Here is a 15637-nt window from a genome sequence, read left to right on the forward strand (position 1 = left end):
CCCAGCGCATCCCGGTCTCCACCAAGATCGGCGACCGCGAGATCTTCCGCCAGCGGCCATTCACCCGCGTCGCCACCAATCTCGTCCAGACCACAACCAGCCTGTCGAGCGGCATCCCGCCGTTCAACCCGCTACGCCTGCAGACCGACCAGGTGTTCGTCCGCGAGACGCTGTCGCAGGAGCCCGACGGCGACCTCGCCATCACCACGCGCGATTTCGGCAACTTGTCCTCCAACGTCAAACTGGTGGCCGCGCTGTCCATTGAAGAGGTGATGGCCCAGGTGCGCGAGGCCCTGGCCGGGCGCGCCCGGCCAGGCAGCCTGCCGCCGGTGCCAGCGGCGGCGCTGGCCGGCGAGCGGCTGGCCTACGCCAATGACGGCGCGCTGCAGGACGTGTTCTCCTCCTTCGTCGAGAACATGACCACGGTGGGCAAGACCGCCAGCGAGAACACCGGCGGCACCGACTATGTCGAGCGCACCGTGGTGGTGAAGCGTGGCGAGACCATCGTCTCCATCCTGGCCGAGCAGGGCACCTCGCTCGCCATGGCCCGCGAGGCGGTCAAGGCCTTCGGCAAGCGCGGCCGCGACGGCTCGATCGACGACGGCGCCCGCCTGCGCATTCTGATGGCCCCTGCGCCCAACGGCCAGGGCCTGCAGGTGCTGCGGGTTTCGGTGTTCGGCGATCACGGCCACGAGGGCTCGGTGGCGCTGTCCGACCTCGGCCGCTGGGTGCAGGTCGAGGCCCCGCGCGAGGAGCCGCGCATCGCCACAAGCAAGACCCCGGCCCGCGATAGGGACGAGGACGAGGACGAGGACGACGGCCGCGGCGTGCGGCTCTACCAGTCGATCTACGAAACCGCGCTGCGCCAGCAGGTGCCGCGCCAAGTGGTGGACGACCTGATCCGCATCTACGCCTACGACGTCGACTTCCAGAAGCGGGTGCGCGCAGGCGATGCGTTCGACGTGCTCTATGCCGAGGACGCCGCCGCCGAGGGCCGCAGCGAGGTACTCTACGCCTCGCTCACCGTCGCCGGCGAAACGCGGCACTACTACCGGTTTCTCACCAGCGACGATCAGGTCGTCGACTATTACGACGAGTCCGCCAAGAGCGCGAAGAAGTTCCTGATGCGCAAGCCGATGGAGGGCGGCACCTTCAGCCGCGGCTACGGCATGCGGCGCCACCCGATCCTCGGTTACGTCAAGATGCACTCGGGCGTCGACTGGGCCGCGCCGCACGGCACGCCGATCTATGCCGCGGGCAACGGCGTGGTGGGAAAGGCCGGCTGGGAATCGGGCTACGGCAAGTATGTCCGCCTGCGCCACAACAACGGCTACGAGAGCGCCTACGGCCACATGTCCGGCTTCGCCCGCGGCATCACCCAGGGGGCGCGCGTCCGCCAGGGCCAGCTCATCGGCTTCGTCGGCTCCACCGGCCTGTCGACCGGCCCGCATCTGCACTACGAGGTCATCGTCAACAACCGCACCGTCGATCCGCTGCGCGTCAAGCTGCCCCGCGGCCGCTCGCTCGAAGGCAGGTTCCTCGCCGAGTTCGAGCGCGAGCGCGAGCGGATCAACCAGATCCTGGAGTCGGTCGGAAATCCCGCGCGCGTGGCGGGGACGCCCGGCCGCCGCGGCTGACCCTATTAAGTTACCTCGACCGGTAAAAAACCTTCCGCCACCGGATTGCCCGCTCCACTTTTCGTCCCCCGCGGCGGAATGACGCGCTAGCATGCAAGTCAGGCCGTCGCCTCAAGCCGAAAGCGACCGTCCACCCGCGGCGGCCCGCACGAGGATTCGCAATGAAGAGATTGATTTATGCCCTTCCGGTGCTGCTCGTCGCCGCCGGCCCGGCGCTCGCGGCCGGGATCGAGATCAATGACGCCCGCATCTCGGCCGGCGCCGTCGTGATCAAGGGCCGCACCGCCGCCGGCAAGCAGAACGTCGTCGCCGATGGCCGCGTCACCGTCACCAGCGCGGCGAACCGGTCTTTCACGCTGGAGCTCGACTATCTCCCGAAGGACTGCACGGTCTCGCTGAAGTCCGGCGACGATACCCGCAACGTCGTGGTGGCCTTTTGCGGCCCCAGGGGCGACAAGGGCGAGAAGGGCGACAAGGGCGATGCCGGCCCCGCCGGGCCGGCTGGCGCTGCCGGACCGCAGGGCCCGGCCGGACCGCAGGGGCCTGCCGGCCCGCAGGGCCCTGCCGGCCCGAAGCGCTGATCTCGCTGATCTCCAGTCGCGCTTCTACACAAGCCGGCGCCGATATTCTCGGCGCCGGCTTGTGGAGTTTCGCATGGCCCGTTCCTGTCATGGCGAAGTTTGAAATTCCCGCTTAGCATGGACGTCAGGCTGCCGCCCAAGCGGAAATGTCACGTTCACCTGCGGCGGCCACGACGAGGATTCGCAATGAATAAATGGTTTTACGTCCTTCCGGTCCTGGTCGCGGCCAGCGGCCCGGCCTTGGCCGAGATCCAGATTCGGGACGCACGCATCTCTGGTGGCGCGGTGGTGATTCAGGGTCGCACCTCCGCCGCCAAGCAGGTCGTGACGGCCGACGGCGAGCGCGGCTCCGTGACGACCGGCGCAGACCGGCGATTCACGCTGAAGCTCGATTACTTCCCGGCCAACTGCACCGTGACGCTGAAGGCCGGCGAGGAGACCCGCGACGTGGTGATCGCGATGTGCGGTCCCAAGGGGGAACCCGGCCCGGCCGGTCCGCAGGGTGCCGCCGGCCCGAAGGGCGAGCCGGGCGCAGCCGGTCCGCAGGGGCCTGCCGGCCCGAAGGGCGAGCCGGGCGCAGCCGGCCCGCAGGGCCCTGCCGGTCCCGCCGGGCCTGCTGGCCCGGCCGGCCCCGCGGGTCCGCGCGGCCCGAAGGGCGATGCCGGCAAGTGAGTCTCCGGGCGTGATTCGCCACCCGCGATCCGACGACGGCTCGAAGGCTTGATCGGCCGGAAGCCGGATGATTCGGCTCCGGGCCGATCGCGCCGCACCTCAAAAAACGAACTCCGGCCCGTGCGGCCGGAGTTCGCATGTCGGGCGCCGGGACGTTCGCTCCCGAGCGCGCAGCCCTCATTCACGCAGCCCTCATTCACGCAGCCTTGGGTCACGCAGCCCGGTCGACGGTGCGGGCGTGCGCGGTGAAGATAAGCTCGCCTTCGCCCACGCTCACCTCGACCACGCTGCCATCCTGGATGTCGCCGGCCAGGATCTTCTCGGCCAGCGGATCCTGCACGGTCTTCTGGATCACCCGCTTCAGCGGCCGCGCGCCATAGGCCGGATCCCAGCCCTTCTCGGCGAGCCACGCCCGCGCCTCGGGCTTGAGGTCGAGCGTGATCTTGCGCTCGTCGAGCAGCGCCTGCAGCCGGTGCATCTGGATGTCGACGATCGACGCCATCTGCTCGCGCTTGAGCCGGTGGAACAGGATCACCTCGTCGACGCGGTTGAGGAATTCGGGCCGGAAGTTCGCCCGCACCACCGCCATCACCTGGTCGCGCACGACGTCGACGTCCTCGTTGTCGGCGAGCGAGACGAGATATTCCGCGCCGAGATTCGAGGTCATGACGATCAGCGTGTTGCGGAAGTCGACGGTGCGGCCCTGGCCGTCGGTGAGGCGGCCGTCGTCGAGCACCTGCAGCAGCACGTTGAAGACGTCGGGGTGCGCCTTCTCGATCTCGTCGAACAGGATCACCTGATAGGGCCGCCGCCGCACCGCTTCGGTGAGCGCGCCGCCCTCCTCATAGCCGACATAGCCGGGCGGCGCGCCGATCAGCCGAGCCACGGCGTGCTTTTCCATGTACTCCGACATGTCGATGCGAATCAGCGCCGTCTCGTCGTCGAACAGGAACGCCGCCAAGGCCTTGGTCAGTTCGGTCTTGCCGACGCCGGTGGGACCCAGGAACATGAACGAGCCGATCGGCCGGTTCGGATCCTGCAGGCCGGCGCGGGCGCGGCGCACCGCGGTGGAGACCGCCTTCACCGCCTCCTCCTGGCCGACGACGCGCTTGGCCAGCGCGCTCTCCATGCGCAAAAGCTTATCCTTCTCGCCTTCGAGCATCTTGTCGACCGGCACGCCGGTCCAGCGCGACACCACCTGCGCCACGTGATTCGGCGTCACCGCCTCCTCCACCATGGCGTCCACCTCGCTCTCCTCGGCCGCCTTCAGCCGCTTTTCGAGATCGGGAATCACGCCATAGGTCAGCTCGCCGGCGCGCTGGTATTCGCCGCGGCGCTGGGCGTTGGCGAGGTCGTTGCGCGCCTGTTCGAGCTGCTCCTTCAGTTTCTGCGCCGAGGCGAGCTTGCTCTTGTCGGCGCGCCAGCGCGCGGTGAGTTCGGCCGACTGCTGCTCGGCATCGGCCAGCTCGCGCCGCAGCCGCACCAGCCGGTCCTTGGAGGCCGCATCGGTCTCCTTGGCCAGCGCCTGCTCCTCGATCTTGAGCTGCACGATTCGCCGGTCGATCTCGTCGAGCGCCTCGGGCTTCGAATCGACCTGCATGCGCAGGCGCGAGGCCGCCTCGTCGACGAGATCGATCGCCTTGTCGGGCAGGAAGCGGTCGGTGATGTAGCGGTTCGACAGCGTCGCCGCGGCGACGATGGCGCCGTCGGTGATTCGCACGCCGTGGTGCAGCTCGTACTTCTCCTTGAGCCCGCGCAGGATCGAGATGGTGTCCTCGACCGAGGGCTCGGAGACGAACACCGGCTGGAAGCGCCGCGCCAGCGCCGCGTCCTTCTCGACGTGCTTGCGGTATTCGTTGAGCGTGGTGGCGCCGATGCAGTGCAGTTCGCCGCGCGCCAGCGCCGGCTTCAGCAGGTTCGAGGCGTCCATCGCGCCCTCGGCCTTGCCGGCGCCGACCAGCGTGTGCATCTCGTCGATGAACAGGATGATGTCGCCCTCGGCCGCCGTCACCTCGTTGAGGATCGCCTTGAGCCGCTCCTCGAACTCGCCGCGATACTTCGCCCCGGCGATCAAGGCGCCCATGTCGAGCGCCAGCACCCGCTTGTCCTTGAGGCTCTCGGGCACGTCACCATTGACGATGCGCAGCGCGAGGCCCTCGACGATCGCGGTTTTGCCGACGCCGGGCTCGCCGATCAGCACCGGATTGTTCTTGGTGCGGCGCGACAGCACCTGGATGGCGCGCCGGATCTCCTCGTCGCGGCCGATCACCGGATCGAGCTTGCCGTCGCGCGCCGCCTGGGTCAGGTCGCGGGCATATTTCTTGAGCGCGTCATAGGCGTTCTCGGCGGTGGCCGAATCGGCGGCGCGGCCCTTGCGCAACGCATTGATCGCGGTGTTCAGCCCCTGCGGCGTGACGCCCGCGGCCTTGAGGATCTTTCCGGCCTCGGTGTCCGTGTCGAGGGCGAGCGCAAGCAGAAGCCGCTCGACGGTGACGAAGCTGTCGCCCGCCTTGTCGGCGATCTTCTCGGCTTCCGCGAACAGGCGCGCGGTGCCCGGCGCGAGATAGAGCTGGCCGGCGCCCGACCCCTGCACCTTGGGCAGCTTGGCGAGCGCCGCCTCGGTGGCGCGCAACGCCGCCTTGGCGTCGCCGCCCGCCTGACCGATCAGCCCCGCCGCCATCCCCTCGGGATCATCGAGCAGAACCTTGAGCACGTGCTCGGGGGTGAACTGCTGGTGGCCCTCGCGAAGCGCCAGCGACTGGGCCGACTGGATGAATCCCCGCGCCCGTTCGGTATATTTCTCGACGTTCATCGCCTTCTCCCCTGGCCCGCCGTCGCCGCCCGAAAAGGCCCGTCGCCGGCCGCCGATGTCATCTTGTCAGGACCCGAAGCGTCCTGCAGTTTGCATATGGGTGTTGCCGTTCGGCAACAAAAGGGGGGACGACGGCCGCCTTGCACGCAGGGCCCGCCGCCGGAATCGCCGGAGCCGAAGCCCAGTTTCAGGCCGGGCCGCGCCGGCCAGCAAGGATGGAATGATGCCCGCGCCGCTTCGCGTTGCCGCAATGTATCGCTATCCGGTCAAGGGCCTGTCGCCCCAGCCGACCCGCCACGCCGACCTTGCGGCCGGCGGCTATTTCCCCGGCGACCGGCTGTTCGCGGTCGAGAACGGGCCCTCGGGCTTCGACGACTCGGCCCCGGCCCACCTGCCCAAGACCCGGTTCCTGACGCTGATGCAGTGCGCGGCGCTGGCCGAGATCGCCAGCCGCTACAGCGACCTTGAGCGCACCCTGACGCTGCACCGCGACGGCGCGGAGGTGCAAGGCGACCTCAGCCGTCCGGAGGGGCGGGCCGCGGTCGAGGACTTCCTGACCGCGCACCTGCCGGCCGAGGCGCAGCGCGGCCCCTTGCGGCTGCTCGCCGCGCGCGACGGCTTCCGCTTCACCGATTCGCGGCGCGGCTTCGTGTCGATCGTCAATCTGGCGAGCGTCGCGGCCATCGAGGATTGGGTCGGCGGGCCGGTCGATCCCTTGCGCTTTCGCGCCAATCTCTATGTCGAGGGCTGGCCGGCCTGGGCGGAGCTTGACCTGGTGGGGCGGACGCTGGCCTTCGCCCGGGGGGTGCGGCTGCGCGTGACCGCGCGCACCCAGCGCTGCGCCGCGGCCAATGTCGATCCGCGCAGCGGCCGGCGCGACTTCTATATCCCGCGCACGCTCATGACCCACCTGGAACACGCCGATTGCGGCATCTATTGCGAGGTGCTGACCGGCGGCCGCATCGACGAGGGCGAGCCCTTCGCGATCGAGCCGAAGTCCGGATCACCGACCTGACGCAGCGGGGGCCGCTTACGTCGAGGGCGGATCGCCGGCGGGCGCCGCGGCGGCTTCGCCGCCTTCGCCACCCTCGCCGCCGGCCTGGTCGCCGCGCGACGGGAAGCGGTGGCGGCGGCGGCGGCGGAAGCCGCGCGCCTCACGCTCGCCGGCAGCGCCTTCGAAACCGGCGGCGGCCGGCGGCTGGGCGCCGGTGATGAAGGCGGGCAGGCCGCCGAAGGCCGGCGCATCCTCGCCGACGACCGGCTGGGGCTGCGGCTCGACGAAGCGCGGCTGGTCCGGATAGCGCGGCTGGTCGGAATAGCGCGGCGGCGGCGACGGCGGCGGCTCGCGGCTCGGCTGCGGCTGGTTGCTGGCGGCGCGCTCCTGCTCGTGCAGGCGGGCAAGGCCGGGATGGGTGAGGCCCGGCATCATCGGCTCCTCATCGTCCTCGCTCTCGTCGCGCTGCTCGTCGGGCCGGCCGCTATAGCCCTGGCTCTGCTGGAACTGGGCCTGGGCGGCCGAGATCATGCGGAAATAGTGTTCGGCGTGCTGAAGGTAGTTCTCGGCCGCGACATGGTCGCCGGAGGTCTGCGAATCGCGCGCGAGCTGAACGTATTTCTCGGCGATATGGGCAGCAGTGCCCCTGATCTTGACGTCCGGCCCGTTCGATTCGAAGACCCGGGTCAGCGGATTCTGGCCGCGCCGATTGCCGTTGCTGCTGCTTCGGCCACGCATACGCTTCTGCTGTCCATTTCTCATCGATGCCGTACTCGTTTCGTCTCGGACGCGCGTCGCGCGCATGGGGTCCGACCCCGGTTCGGGCGGCCAGACAATGCTGGGCTTCGGCAACCGCAATGCCAATGCCGGCCGCCGGCGTCACACGCCGGCGAGATCGTCAGAGCGCGTCTTGCGGACCGATGCCCCTGTTCACAGGATGCAGCCACGAAGAACCAAGTCCCCTGCCCGCGCTGCATCGATTTCAGCTACCGTTCGCGAATCGGTGGAGCTTGTACCCGGGGAGATCTCTCAGCTCGGCTGATCATGAACCGCGAGGACATGTTCCCCGGCCCCGCCGGACATGGCCCTTCCGGTCCGCGCCGTTCAGGTCCGCCCTACCCGCGCCCCGTCGTCCGGGTCCGATTCCGGTTCGGACCCTAGTCGGTTTTGCCGCCTGATCCAAGCTCTTTTACGCCAGCGCCTCGGGCGGCGGCCTCGGGCGCGGCGGCGATCAGCGCCCGCTCGATCCCCGCCAGATCCCGCGCCGTACGCACCGCGACCAAGCCTGCCGAAGCGGCAATCCCGGCGACCGAAGCAGCCTGGCCGGCGCCAAGCTCCAGCACCGCCAGCCCGCCGGGCCGCAACAGGCGGGCGAGATCGGCCAGGATCGCCCGATAGGCATCGAGCCCGTCCGGCCCGCCGTCGAGCGCCGCCTTGGGCTCGTGGTCGCGCACCTCGGGATCGAGACCTTCGATCTCGCCCGTGGCGATATAGGGCGGGTTCGACACCACCACGTCGAAGCCGCCGCCAAGCGCCGTGCCCCAGTCTCCGGCGACCAGTACCGCCCGGTCGCGAAGGCCCAGCCGGTCGAGATTGGCGCGCGCGGCGACCAGCGTCGCAAGGCTGCGGTCGGTGCCGACGCCAATCGCCTGCGGATATTCGACGAGCAGCGCCGCGAGCAGCGCCCCGGTGCCGGTGCCGAGATCGGCGAGGCGCAGCGCCACAGCCCGGTCGGGCCGCGCCTCAAGCACGGCTTCCACCAGCGTCTCGGTGTCCGGCCGCGGCACCAGCGTGGCGGGCGAAAGAGCGAACCGCAGGCCCCAGAACTCGCGCGCGCCGATCAGCCGCGCCACCGGCTCGCGGGCAAGCCGCCGTGCCACCAGCCGGTCGAGCGTCGCGGCGGCCGCGGCGCCGAGCGGCCGATCGGCGGCCACGATCAGCCCCGCCGGGTCGAGGCCGCAGGCCAGCGCGACGAGATGGCGGGCGTCGGTCTCGGCGTCCGGAATGCCGGCGGCAACCAGCGCGTCGCGCACCCGGCGGCGCGCCGCGGCGATGGCGGTGTCGGGCGCGATCACGCCGTCTCGTCCGCGGCCAGCAGCGCCGCCTGGTGCTCGGCGACCAGGGCGTCGATCAGTTCGCTCAAGGAGTCGCCGGCCAGCACCTGCGGCAGCTTGTAGAGCGTGAGATTGATGCGGTGGTCGGTGACGCGACCTTGCGGGAAATTGTAGGTACGGATGCGCTCGGACCGGTCGCCCGAGCCGACCTGCAGCCGCCGGTCGGCGGCACGCGCGCTGGCGCGGGCCTGCTCCTGCATGTCGAAGATCTTGGCGCGCAGATGCGCCATCGCCTTGGCCTTGTTGCGGTGCTGGGAGCGCTCCTCCTGCACCAGCACGACGATGCCGGTGGGCAGGTGGGTGATTCGCACCGCCGATTCGGTCTTGTTGACGTGCTGGCCGCCGGCGCCGCCCGACCGCATGGTGTCGATGCGCAGATCCTTCTCGTCGATGGCGACGTCGACGTCCTCGATCTCAGGCAGCACCGCCACCGTCGCCGCCGAGGTGTGGATGCGCCCGGATGTCTCGGTCGCCGGCACGCGCTGGACGCGGTGGGTGCCCGATTCGAACTTGAGCCGGGCGAACGCCCCCTCGCCCTTGATTTCGGCGACGATTTCCTTAAAGCCGCCGGCGGTGCCCTCGCTGACCGAGATGACCTCGACGCTCCAGCCCTGCAAGCCGGCGTAGCGCTGGTACATGCGGAACAGGTCGCCGGCGAACAGCGCCGCCTCGTCGCCGCCGGTGCCGGCGCGCACTTCCAGGATGACGCTGCGGTCGTCCATGGCGTCCTTGGGCAGCAGCGCCAGGCGCACCTCGTGTTCGAGCCGCGCCAGCCGCTCCTGCAGGGCGGGCCGCTCGCCGCGGGCCAGCGCCGCCATCTCGGCGTCGATCGCCGGCTCGGCGAGAAGCGAATCGAGGTCGGCAAGCTCGCGCGCCGCGGCGCGATAGGCGCGGACGCGCTCGACCACGCGGTCGAGATCCTTGAACTCGCGCGACAGCCGGGCGATCGCCTCGGCCCCCGATGCCGCCGCCAGTTCGGCGCCGATATCGGCATGGCGGGCGAGGAGCGCATCCAGGCGCGCTGCAGGCAGCATGTCGAACCCTTCGTGAAATCAATGCACGTCTGAATACCCGCGACCGCCCGCCCCACCGGACGGCGCAAACGCCGCCGGCTCCACGCTCATCTAGAGAGGCAGCGCTTCCGACTCGGCGAAGGCGTGCAGGCGCTCGCGCAGCCGCGTGTCGCTGCAGCAGCCTTCGAGCCAGGGCAGGATGCGCTGGGCGGCGCGCCGGGCATCGAGATGGCGCAGCACCGCCTTGACCGGGCCGACCGCCGCCACCGACACCGACAGCGAGCGGTAGCCCAGCGCGACCAGCGCCACCGCGCCCAGCGGCTGCGAGGCCATCTCGCCGCACAGCGTGACGGGCTTGCCGTGCACCTGGCCGATATCGATGATGCGCTTGAGCGCCCGCAGCACCGGCACGCTCAAGGGGTCGAAGCGGTCCGACACCCGGGTGTTGCCGCGGTCGGCGGCATAGAGGAACTGGACGAGGTCGTTGGTCCCCACCGACACGAAATCGGTGCGGGCGAACAACTCGTCGAGCTCGAACAGCAGCGAGGGCACCTCGACCATCACCCCGACCTGAAGCTGCTCGGGCAGCAGATAGCCGTGGCGGCGCAAATGGGTCAGCTCGCGCTCGACGATGGCACGCGCCCGTTCGAACTCGGCGACGTCGGCGACCATCGGGAACATCAGGCGCAGATTGCGCCCGGCCGCCGCCTTCAGCATGGCCCGCACCTGGCTGCGCAACAGGCCCGGCCGGTCGAGCCCGAGGCGGATGGCGCGCCAGCCGAGCGCCGGGTTCTCCTCCTCGAACGAGCGCATGTAGGGCAGCACCTTGTCGCCGCCGATATCGAGGGTGCGGAACGTCACCGGCCGGTCGCCGGCGGCGTCAAGCACGGCGCGGTAGAGCCGTTCCTGTTCGCCCGAGCGCGGGAAGGACGCCGCCACCATGAACTGCATCTCGGTGCGGAACAGGCCGATGCCGGCCGCCCCGGTCTCGGCGATGTGCGGCAGGTCGACCAGCAGGCCGGCATTGATGTTGAGCGCGACGTGCTCGCCGTCGCGGGTCACGCACGGCTTGTCGCGCAGCGCGGCGAACTGCTTCTGCTTCCTGGCGCGCAGGCGCGCCTTCTCCGCATAGGCGGCCTGGACGTCGGCCTGCGGCCTGATGTGGATCTCGCCGCTGGCGCCATCGACGATGATCGCGTCGCCCTGATCGACCAGGCCCGCGGCATTGGCGATCTGGCCGACGGTGGGCACGCCGATCGCCCGCGCCACGATGGCGACGTGGCTCATCGGCCCGCCCTCTTCGAGCACCAGGCCGCGCACGCGGGTGCGGTCGTAATCGAGCAGCGCCGCCGGGCTCATGTTGCGGGCGACGATGATCGCGTCCTTGGGCAGGCGCTCGGTCTTGGGGGCGTGGGTGCGGCCCATCAGCTCGCGCATCAGGCGGTGGGCGAGGTCGTCGAGATCGTGCAGCCGCTCGCGGATGAACGGGTCGGCCTGCCGCATCATGCGGGCGCGGGTGTCCGACTGAACGCGCTCGACCGCGGCTTCCGCGGTGAGCCCGGTCAGCACCGCCTCGCGCAGCCGGCGTATCCAGCCGCGGTCGTGGGCGAACATGCGGTAGGTTTCGAGCACGTCGCGGTGTTCGCCGGCCGGGTCGATCTCGCCGCCATCGAGCATCGAATCGATCGAGGCCCGGAGCGCGTCGACCGCCCGGTCGAGCCGGGCCACCTCGCGCGCCACGTCCTCGGCGATGAAATTGGTCACCACCACCCGCGGCTCGTGCAGCACCACGTGGCCGAGCCCGACGCCGTCGGACAGGCCGAGGCCGGTGACGTGCAGCGTCCGCCGCGCCGCCGGCTCGGCGCCGGGGCGCGCCAGCGCCGACAGTTCGCCCGAGGCGATCATCTCCGCCAGCACCATGGCGGTGGTCTGCAGCGCCTCGATCTCCTCCTCGCTGTAGATGCGGTGGGCGCGGTTCTGCACCACCAGCACGCCGAGCGTGTTGCCGGCGCGCAGGATCGGCACGCCGAGGAAGGAGTGATAGATCTCCTCGCCGGTCTCCGGCTTGAAGGCGAAGGCGGGGTGGGCCTGGGCGTTGGGCAGGTTGAGCGGCTTGGCCTCGCGCGCCACCAGGCCGACCAGGCCTTCGCCGGCCCGCATCACCGTCTGGTGGACTGCGGCGCGGTTCAGGCCCTCGGTGGCGTAGAGTTCGAGGGTGCCGTCGACGCGCAGAACGTAGACGGAACAAACCTCCGCCACCATGTTGGCGGCGATCAGCACCACGATTTTGTCGAGGCGCTCCTGCGCGCTGACCCGTTGCGCCATCACCTCGCGGAGGCGCCGAAGCAGCACGCGCGGGCCTCCGAGCGAGCCGCGCATTTCCTTCTCGCGATTGCCTAGCCGAGCGGCCGGGTCGAGTCAGTGTCCAGCCGGATGAAGCATCCGGGGGCAGCGCCGTCAACCGCTACGGACTCCGGGTGGGCGAGGAAAGGGCGGCGCCGGACCTACCCCGCGAGCCCGTAGACCACGTGCAGCGCGCGCACCGCCTCGTCGACCCGCTCGGCATCGATCAGCACGGAGATCTTGATCTCCGACGTGGTGATGGCGCGAATATTGATGCCGTTCTCGGCCAGAGACCGGAAACATTGCGCCGCAACCCCGGCATGGCTGCGCATGCCGATGCCGATCACCGACACCTTGGCGACATTGGTCTCGCCCTCGACGCGGGCATAGCCGATCTTCTCCTTCAGCCTTCCCAGCACGTCCATGGCGCGCTCATAGTCGGCGGAGGGCACGGTGAAGGTGATGTCGGTGTGTCGGCCGTCCTCGGAAATGTTCTGGACGATCATGTCGACATTGATGCTGCCGTCCGTCAGCGGCCCGAACACCGAGGCGGCGACCCCCGGCTTGTCGGCGACCCGGCGGATCGTGATCTGCGTCTCGTCGCGGGAGAAGGCGATACCGGTGACGGTCTGCTGTTCCACGATCTCCTCCTCATCGCAAATGAGCGTGCCGGGCGGATTGCCGTTGGCGTCGGTCTGGGGGGCGTCGGGCGCCTCGAACGAGGAGCGCACGAAGGTGCGCACCCGGTGCACCATGGCGAGCTCCACCGAGCGCACCTGCAGCACCTTGGCGCCGAGCGAGGCCATCTCCAGCATCTCCTCGAACGCCACCTTGGGCAGGCGGCGCGCCTGCGGCACCACGCGCGGGTCGGTCGTATAGACGCCGTCGACGTCGGTATAGATGTCGCAGCGCTCGGCGCCGATGGCGGCGGCCACCGCCACCGCCGAGGTGTCCGAGCCGCCGCGGCCGAGCGTGGTGATTCGCCCCGTCTCCCGGTGCACGCCCTGGAAGCCGGAGATCACCGCCACCTCGCCCTTGGCGAAGCCGTCCGCGAGATTGCTGCCGTCGATCTCCTGGATGCGGGCCGCACTATGGGCGCCGTCGGTCAGGATCGGAATCTGCCAGCCCTGCCAGGAGCGCGCCGGCACGCCCATGTTGCGCAGCACGACCGCCAGAAGGCCGGAGGTCACCTGCTCGCCCGACGCCACCACCACATCGTATTCGCGCGTGTCGTAGAGCGGGGCGGCATCCCGGCACCAGGAGACCAGCTCGTTGGTCTTGCCCGACATCGCCGAGACCACCACCGCGACGTGGTAGCCGGCATCGACCTCGCGCTTGACGTGGCGGGCGACGTTGCGGATGCGTTCGATATTGGCGACGGACGTGCCGCCGAATTTCATGACGAGACGGGGCATGGATGGGATGCGCCTCTCCCGAAGGGGCCGAGCGGGACGCCGGGCCAATGCCCGGGCGGGGCGGCGCCTACATAGCTGCGCCCCGCGGCGGGATCAATCGCTGCGCGCCAAGGGAAACGAAACCAGGAGCGGGAAGCGAAACGGACGGCGGGACACAAGCCGACGGCCCCGAACGCGGACGCACGGGGCCGTCGGCCGCGTATCAGGCGAGACTCAGCAGCTCACCATGCCGACCTGGTGCACGTCGACATACTTGCCCGTGCCCTTCGACAGGTTGGCGAGCGCCGGGGTGTCGGCGAGGTCGGCGGCGAAGTGGGCTTCCTGCGAGCTGTTGAACACCACCAGGAGGTCGTTGCCCTCCTCGTCGGTCACCGGCAGCAGCAGGCGCTCCCACAGGTGGGAATCGGCCTCGTCGAGCGTGCAGTGCAGGGTGTGCAGCGGGCGCCCGCTCTTCAGGGCGCGGTCGTAGCAGGCGCGGAAGAACTCGGCGACCTTGCCCTCGAACTCGCTGACCCGGCGGCCGGTCATGTCGGTGCCGGCGATCTCGGCGACATTGGCGCCATAGTGGCGATAGATGAAATCGCCGCCCACCGGCTGCAGGATCGCCAGATCCTCGAGATAGGCGTCGATCTTGTCGCGGCCGATGGCGGCAAGCGACGGACGGCCGGTGCCATTGGCCGACTTGGTGTACAGCGCCACCAGTTCGGCGATTTCCTTCGCACCGGCACGCGCTGATATTTCTTCGTCGTGGAATTCGCAGTACATCAGCTACCCCCTGGTTTCGCCCTTCTGAACCTATCCGCCCCAGCTATCGAGAGGGATTACCCCTGCGCTTTTTCGGCAGCGCACAGGCCCGAATGCTTGGCGTCACGCCAGCAGGCCATTGGGCGGGGACATTTATCACCCCGACGTCTGGGCTGAAAGGCGATCCGTTTCAGCGCGTACTTAGTTTTTCGCAGGTGCGGTAAAAATGCTCGCAGCCGCAAATTCCGGTCGCAACCGCAACCTTTGCCGGAAAGCCGTCGCGGCTCCTCTCATCGCGGCGGCGCGCGGGTGATCGACGCCGTCCGGTGAGGCAGGCTATAGGGTTGCGCCGCACGGCGCGGTGCGGTGCGGGCCGGCACCGCCGAACACGAGTCGAAGGGGAGTCACCATGTCCAATGCTCAGCCGTTCGCCACGACCGTCGACGACGCCGAGGTGGCTCGGTTTTCCGCGCTGGCGGAGGGATGGTGGGATCCGCACGGCAAGATGCGGCCGCTGCACAAGTTCAATCCCGTGCGCATCGCCTATGTCCGCGACCAGGTCTGCGGCCATTTCGGCCGCGACCCGAAGGCGCCCCAGCCGCTCGCCGGGCTGCGGTTCCTCGATATCGGCTGCGGCGGCGGGCTGCTGTCCGAGCCGCTGGCCAAGCTCGGCGCCGACATGGTCAGCGCCGACGCCTCGCCGGTAAACATCAAGGTGGCGAGCCTCCACGCCGAGAAGAGCGGGGTGAAGATCGACTACCGGCACACCACGGCCGAGGCGCTGGCCGAGGCCGGCGAGCGGTTCGACGTGGTGCTGGCGATGGAGGTGGTCGAGCACGTCGCCGACGTGACGCTGTTCCTCAGCCGCTGCGCCGAGATGGTGAAGCCGGGCGGCCTGATGATCGCCGCCACCCTCAACCGCACGCTCAAGAGCTTCGCGATGGCCATCGTCGGCGCCGAATACGTGCTGGGCTGGCTGCCGCGCGGCACCCACCAGTGGGACAAGTTCGTCACGCCCGAGGAGCTGTCGGGCGCCCTGACCGCGGCCGGCCTGCGGATGGGGGAGGAGATGGGCGTGGTCTACAACCCGCTCGCCGACGTGTGGCGCCTGTCGCGCGACACCAGCGTCAACTACATGGTGGTGGCCACCCGCCCGGCCTGACGACCGCGGGCCTCGCGTCGTCCCGGGCGGCGCCGCGCCGAGCCGGGACCGGCCCCGCCTCACGTCGTCCCGGACGGCGCGCAGCGCCGAGCCGGGACCGTTTTCCGGAAGAGGCCTTTTCCTGATAGCGATCCCGGGTCTCGCTGACGC

At 69.9% G+C, this 15637-nt stretch carries 12 protein-coding genes (1 of these 12 cut by a window edge); 5 read left to right on the forward strand and 7 right to left on the reverse strand.

What is annotated here, in order from left to right:
* The 3 genes from F1193_RS13185 to F1193_RS13195 form a co-directional block, all read left to right on the forward strand.
* Positions 1-1637: the 3' portion of a M23 family metallopeptidase gene (locus F1193_RS13185; protein ID WP_246164391.1), read on the forward strand. The gene continues 340 nt to the left of window position 1, outside the view; 1637 of the gene's 1977 nt are visible here — the last part of the coding sequence; its start codon lies beyond the left edge, outside the window; it ends in the stop codon at positions 1635-1637.
* A gap of 161 nt (positions 1638-1798) precedes the next feature.
* Positions 1799-2218, forward strand: coding sequence for a collagen-like protein (locus F1193_RS17680; RefSeq protein WP_210247374.1), 420 nt, complete (start codon positions 1799-1801; stop codon positions 2216-2218).
* 186 nt (positions 2219-2404) lie between these two features.
* Positions 2405-2890, forward strand: coding sequence for a collagen-like protein (locus tag F1193_RS13195; RefSeq protein ID WP_170263633.1), 486 nt, complete (start codon positions 2405-2407; stop codon positions 2888-2890).
* A 211-nt stretch (positions 2891-3101) separates the two neighbouring features.
* Here F1193_RS13195 and clpB read toward each other — a convergent pair whose 3' ends face one another.
* Positions 3102-5702 (reverse strand): ATP-dependent chaperone ClpB, encoded by a 2601-nt coding sequence (clpB, locus tag F1193_RS13200; protein ID WP_150098273.1) that lies wholly within the window; start codon positions 5700-5702, stop codon positions 3102-3104.
* 223 nt (positions 5703-5925) lie between these two features.
* On the opposite strand from clpB, the gene F1193_RS13205 reads away from it, so the two are divergent.
* Positions 5926-6717: an MOSC domain-containing protein gene (locus F1193_RS13205; RefSeq protein WP_425457240.1), complete on the forward strand. Its 792-nt coding sequence runs from the start codon at positions 5926-5928 to the stop codon at positions 6715-6717.
* A gap of 15 nt (positions 6718-6732) precedes the next feature.
* On the opposite strand, the gene F1193_RS13210 is transcribed toward F1193_RS13205, so the two are convergent.
* The 6 genes from F1193_RS13210 to F1193_RS13235 form a co-directional block, all read right to left on the reverse strand.
* Complete coding sequence (locus F1193_RS13210) at positions 6733-7434, reverse strand: DUF4167 domain-containing protein (RefSeq protein ID WP_246164393.1); 702 nt, start codon at positions 7432-7434, stop codon at positions 6733-6735.
* A 419-nt stretch (positions 7435-7853) separates the two neighbouring features.
* On the reverse strand, positions 7854-8771 hold the full coding sequence (gene prmC, locus F1193_RS13215; RefSeq protein WP_342781824.1) for a peptide chain release factor N(5)-glutamine methyltransferase: 918 nt from the start codon (positions 8769-8771) through the stop codon (positions 7854-7856).
* Positions 8768-9844, reverse strand: coding sequence for a peptide chain release factor 1 (prfA, locus tag F1193_RS13220; protein ID WP_150098276.1), 1077 nt, complete (start codon positions 9842-9844; stop codon positions 8768-8770). Before prfA ends, prmC begins: the two co-directional genes overlap by 4 nt.
* 90 nt (positions 9845-9934) lie before the next feature.
* The gene (gene ptsP / locus F1193_RS13225) at positions 9935-12202 is read right to left on the reverse strand and encodes a phosphoenolpyruvate--protein phosphotransferase (RefSeq protein ID WP_150098277.1); all 2268 of its coding nucleotides are present in this window, start codon (positions 12200-12202) and stop codon (positions 9935-9937) included.
* Positions 12203-12327: 125 nt separating this feature from the next.
* Positions 12328-13581 carry an aspartate kinase gene (locus F1193_RS13230; RefSeq protein WP_150098278.1) on the reverse strand — a complete coding sequence of 418 codons (1254 nt, stop codon included), beginning with the start codon at positions 13579-13581 and terminating at the stop codon, positions 12328-12330.
* Between the two features lie 213 nt (positions 13582-13794).
* On the reverse strand, positions 13795-14346 hold the full coding sequence (locus F1193_RS13235; protein ID WP_150098279.1) for a PAS domain-containing protein: 552 nt from the start codon (positions 14344-14346) through the stop codon (positions 13795-13797).
* 388 nt (positions 14347-14734) lie between these two features.
* Here F1193_RS13235 and ubiG point away from each other — a divergent pair, with 388 nt between their 5' ends.
* Entirely contained in the window at positions 14735-15487 is a 753-nt protein-coding gene (gene ubiG / locus F1193_RS13240) for a bifunctional 2-polyprenyl-6-hydroxyphenol methylase/3-demethylubiquinol 3-O-methyltransferase UbiG (RefSeq protein ID WP_150098280.1), read from the forward strand.
* Positions 15488-15637: the final 150 nt, after the last annotated feature.

The organism is Blastochloris sulfoviridis (assembly GCF_008630065.1).
Taxonomy (GTDB): domain Bacteria; phylum Pseudomonadota; class Alphaproteobacteria; order Rhizobiales; family Xanthobacteraceae; genus Blastochloris; species Blastochloris sulfoviridis.

Coding starts and splice junctions, on each gene's coding strand:
- F1193_RS17680 (WP_210247374.1), top strand. CDS start 1,799: ATGAAGAGATTGATTTATGCCCTTCCGGTGCTGCTCGTCGCCGCCGGC.
- F1193_RS13195 (WP_170263633.1), top strand. CDS start 2,405: ATGAATAAATGGTTTTACGTCCTTCCGGTCCTGGTCGCGGCCAGCGGC.
- clpB (WP_150098273.1), bottom strand. CDS start 5,702: ATGAACGTCGAGAAATATACCGAACGGGCGCGGGGATTCATCCAGTCG.
- F1193_RS13205 (WP_425457240.1), top strand. CDS start 5,926: ATGCCCGCGCCGCTTCGCGTTGCCGCAATGTATCGCTATCCGGTCAAG.
- F1193_RS13210 (WP_246164393.1), bottom strand. CDS start 7,434: ATGCGTGGCCGAAGCAGCAGCAACGGCAATCGGCGCGGCCAGAATCCG.
- prfA (WP_150098276.1), bottom strand. CDS start 9,844: ATGCTGCCTGCAGCGCGCCTGGATGCGCTCCTCGCCCGCCATGCCGAT.
- ptsP (WP_150098277.1), bottom strand. CDS start 12,202: ATGCGCGGCTCGCTCGGAGGCCCGCGCGTGCTGCTTCGGCGCCTCCGC.
- F1193_RS13230 (WP_150098278.1), bottom strand. CDS start 13,581: ATGCCCCGTCTCGTCATGAAATTCGGCGGCACGTCCGTCGCCAATATC.
- F1193_RS13235 (WP_150098279.1), bottom strand. CDS start 14,346: ATGTACTGCGAATTCCACGACGAAGAAATATCAGCGCGTGCCGGTGCG.
- ubiG (WP_150098280.1), top strand. CDS start 14,735: ATGTCCAATGCTCAGCCGTTCGCCACGACCGTCGACGACGCCGAGGTG.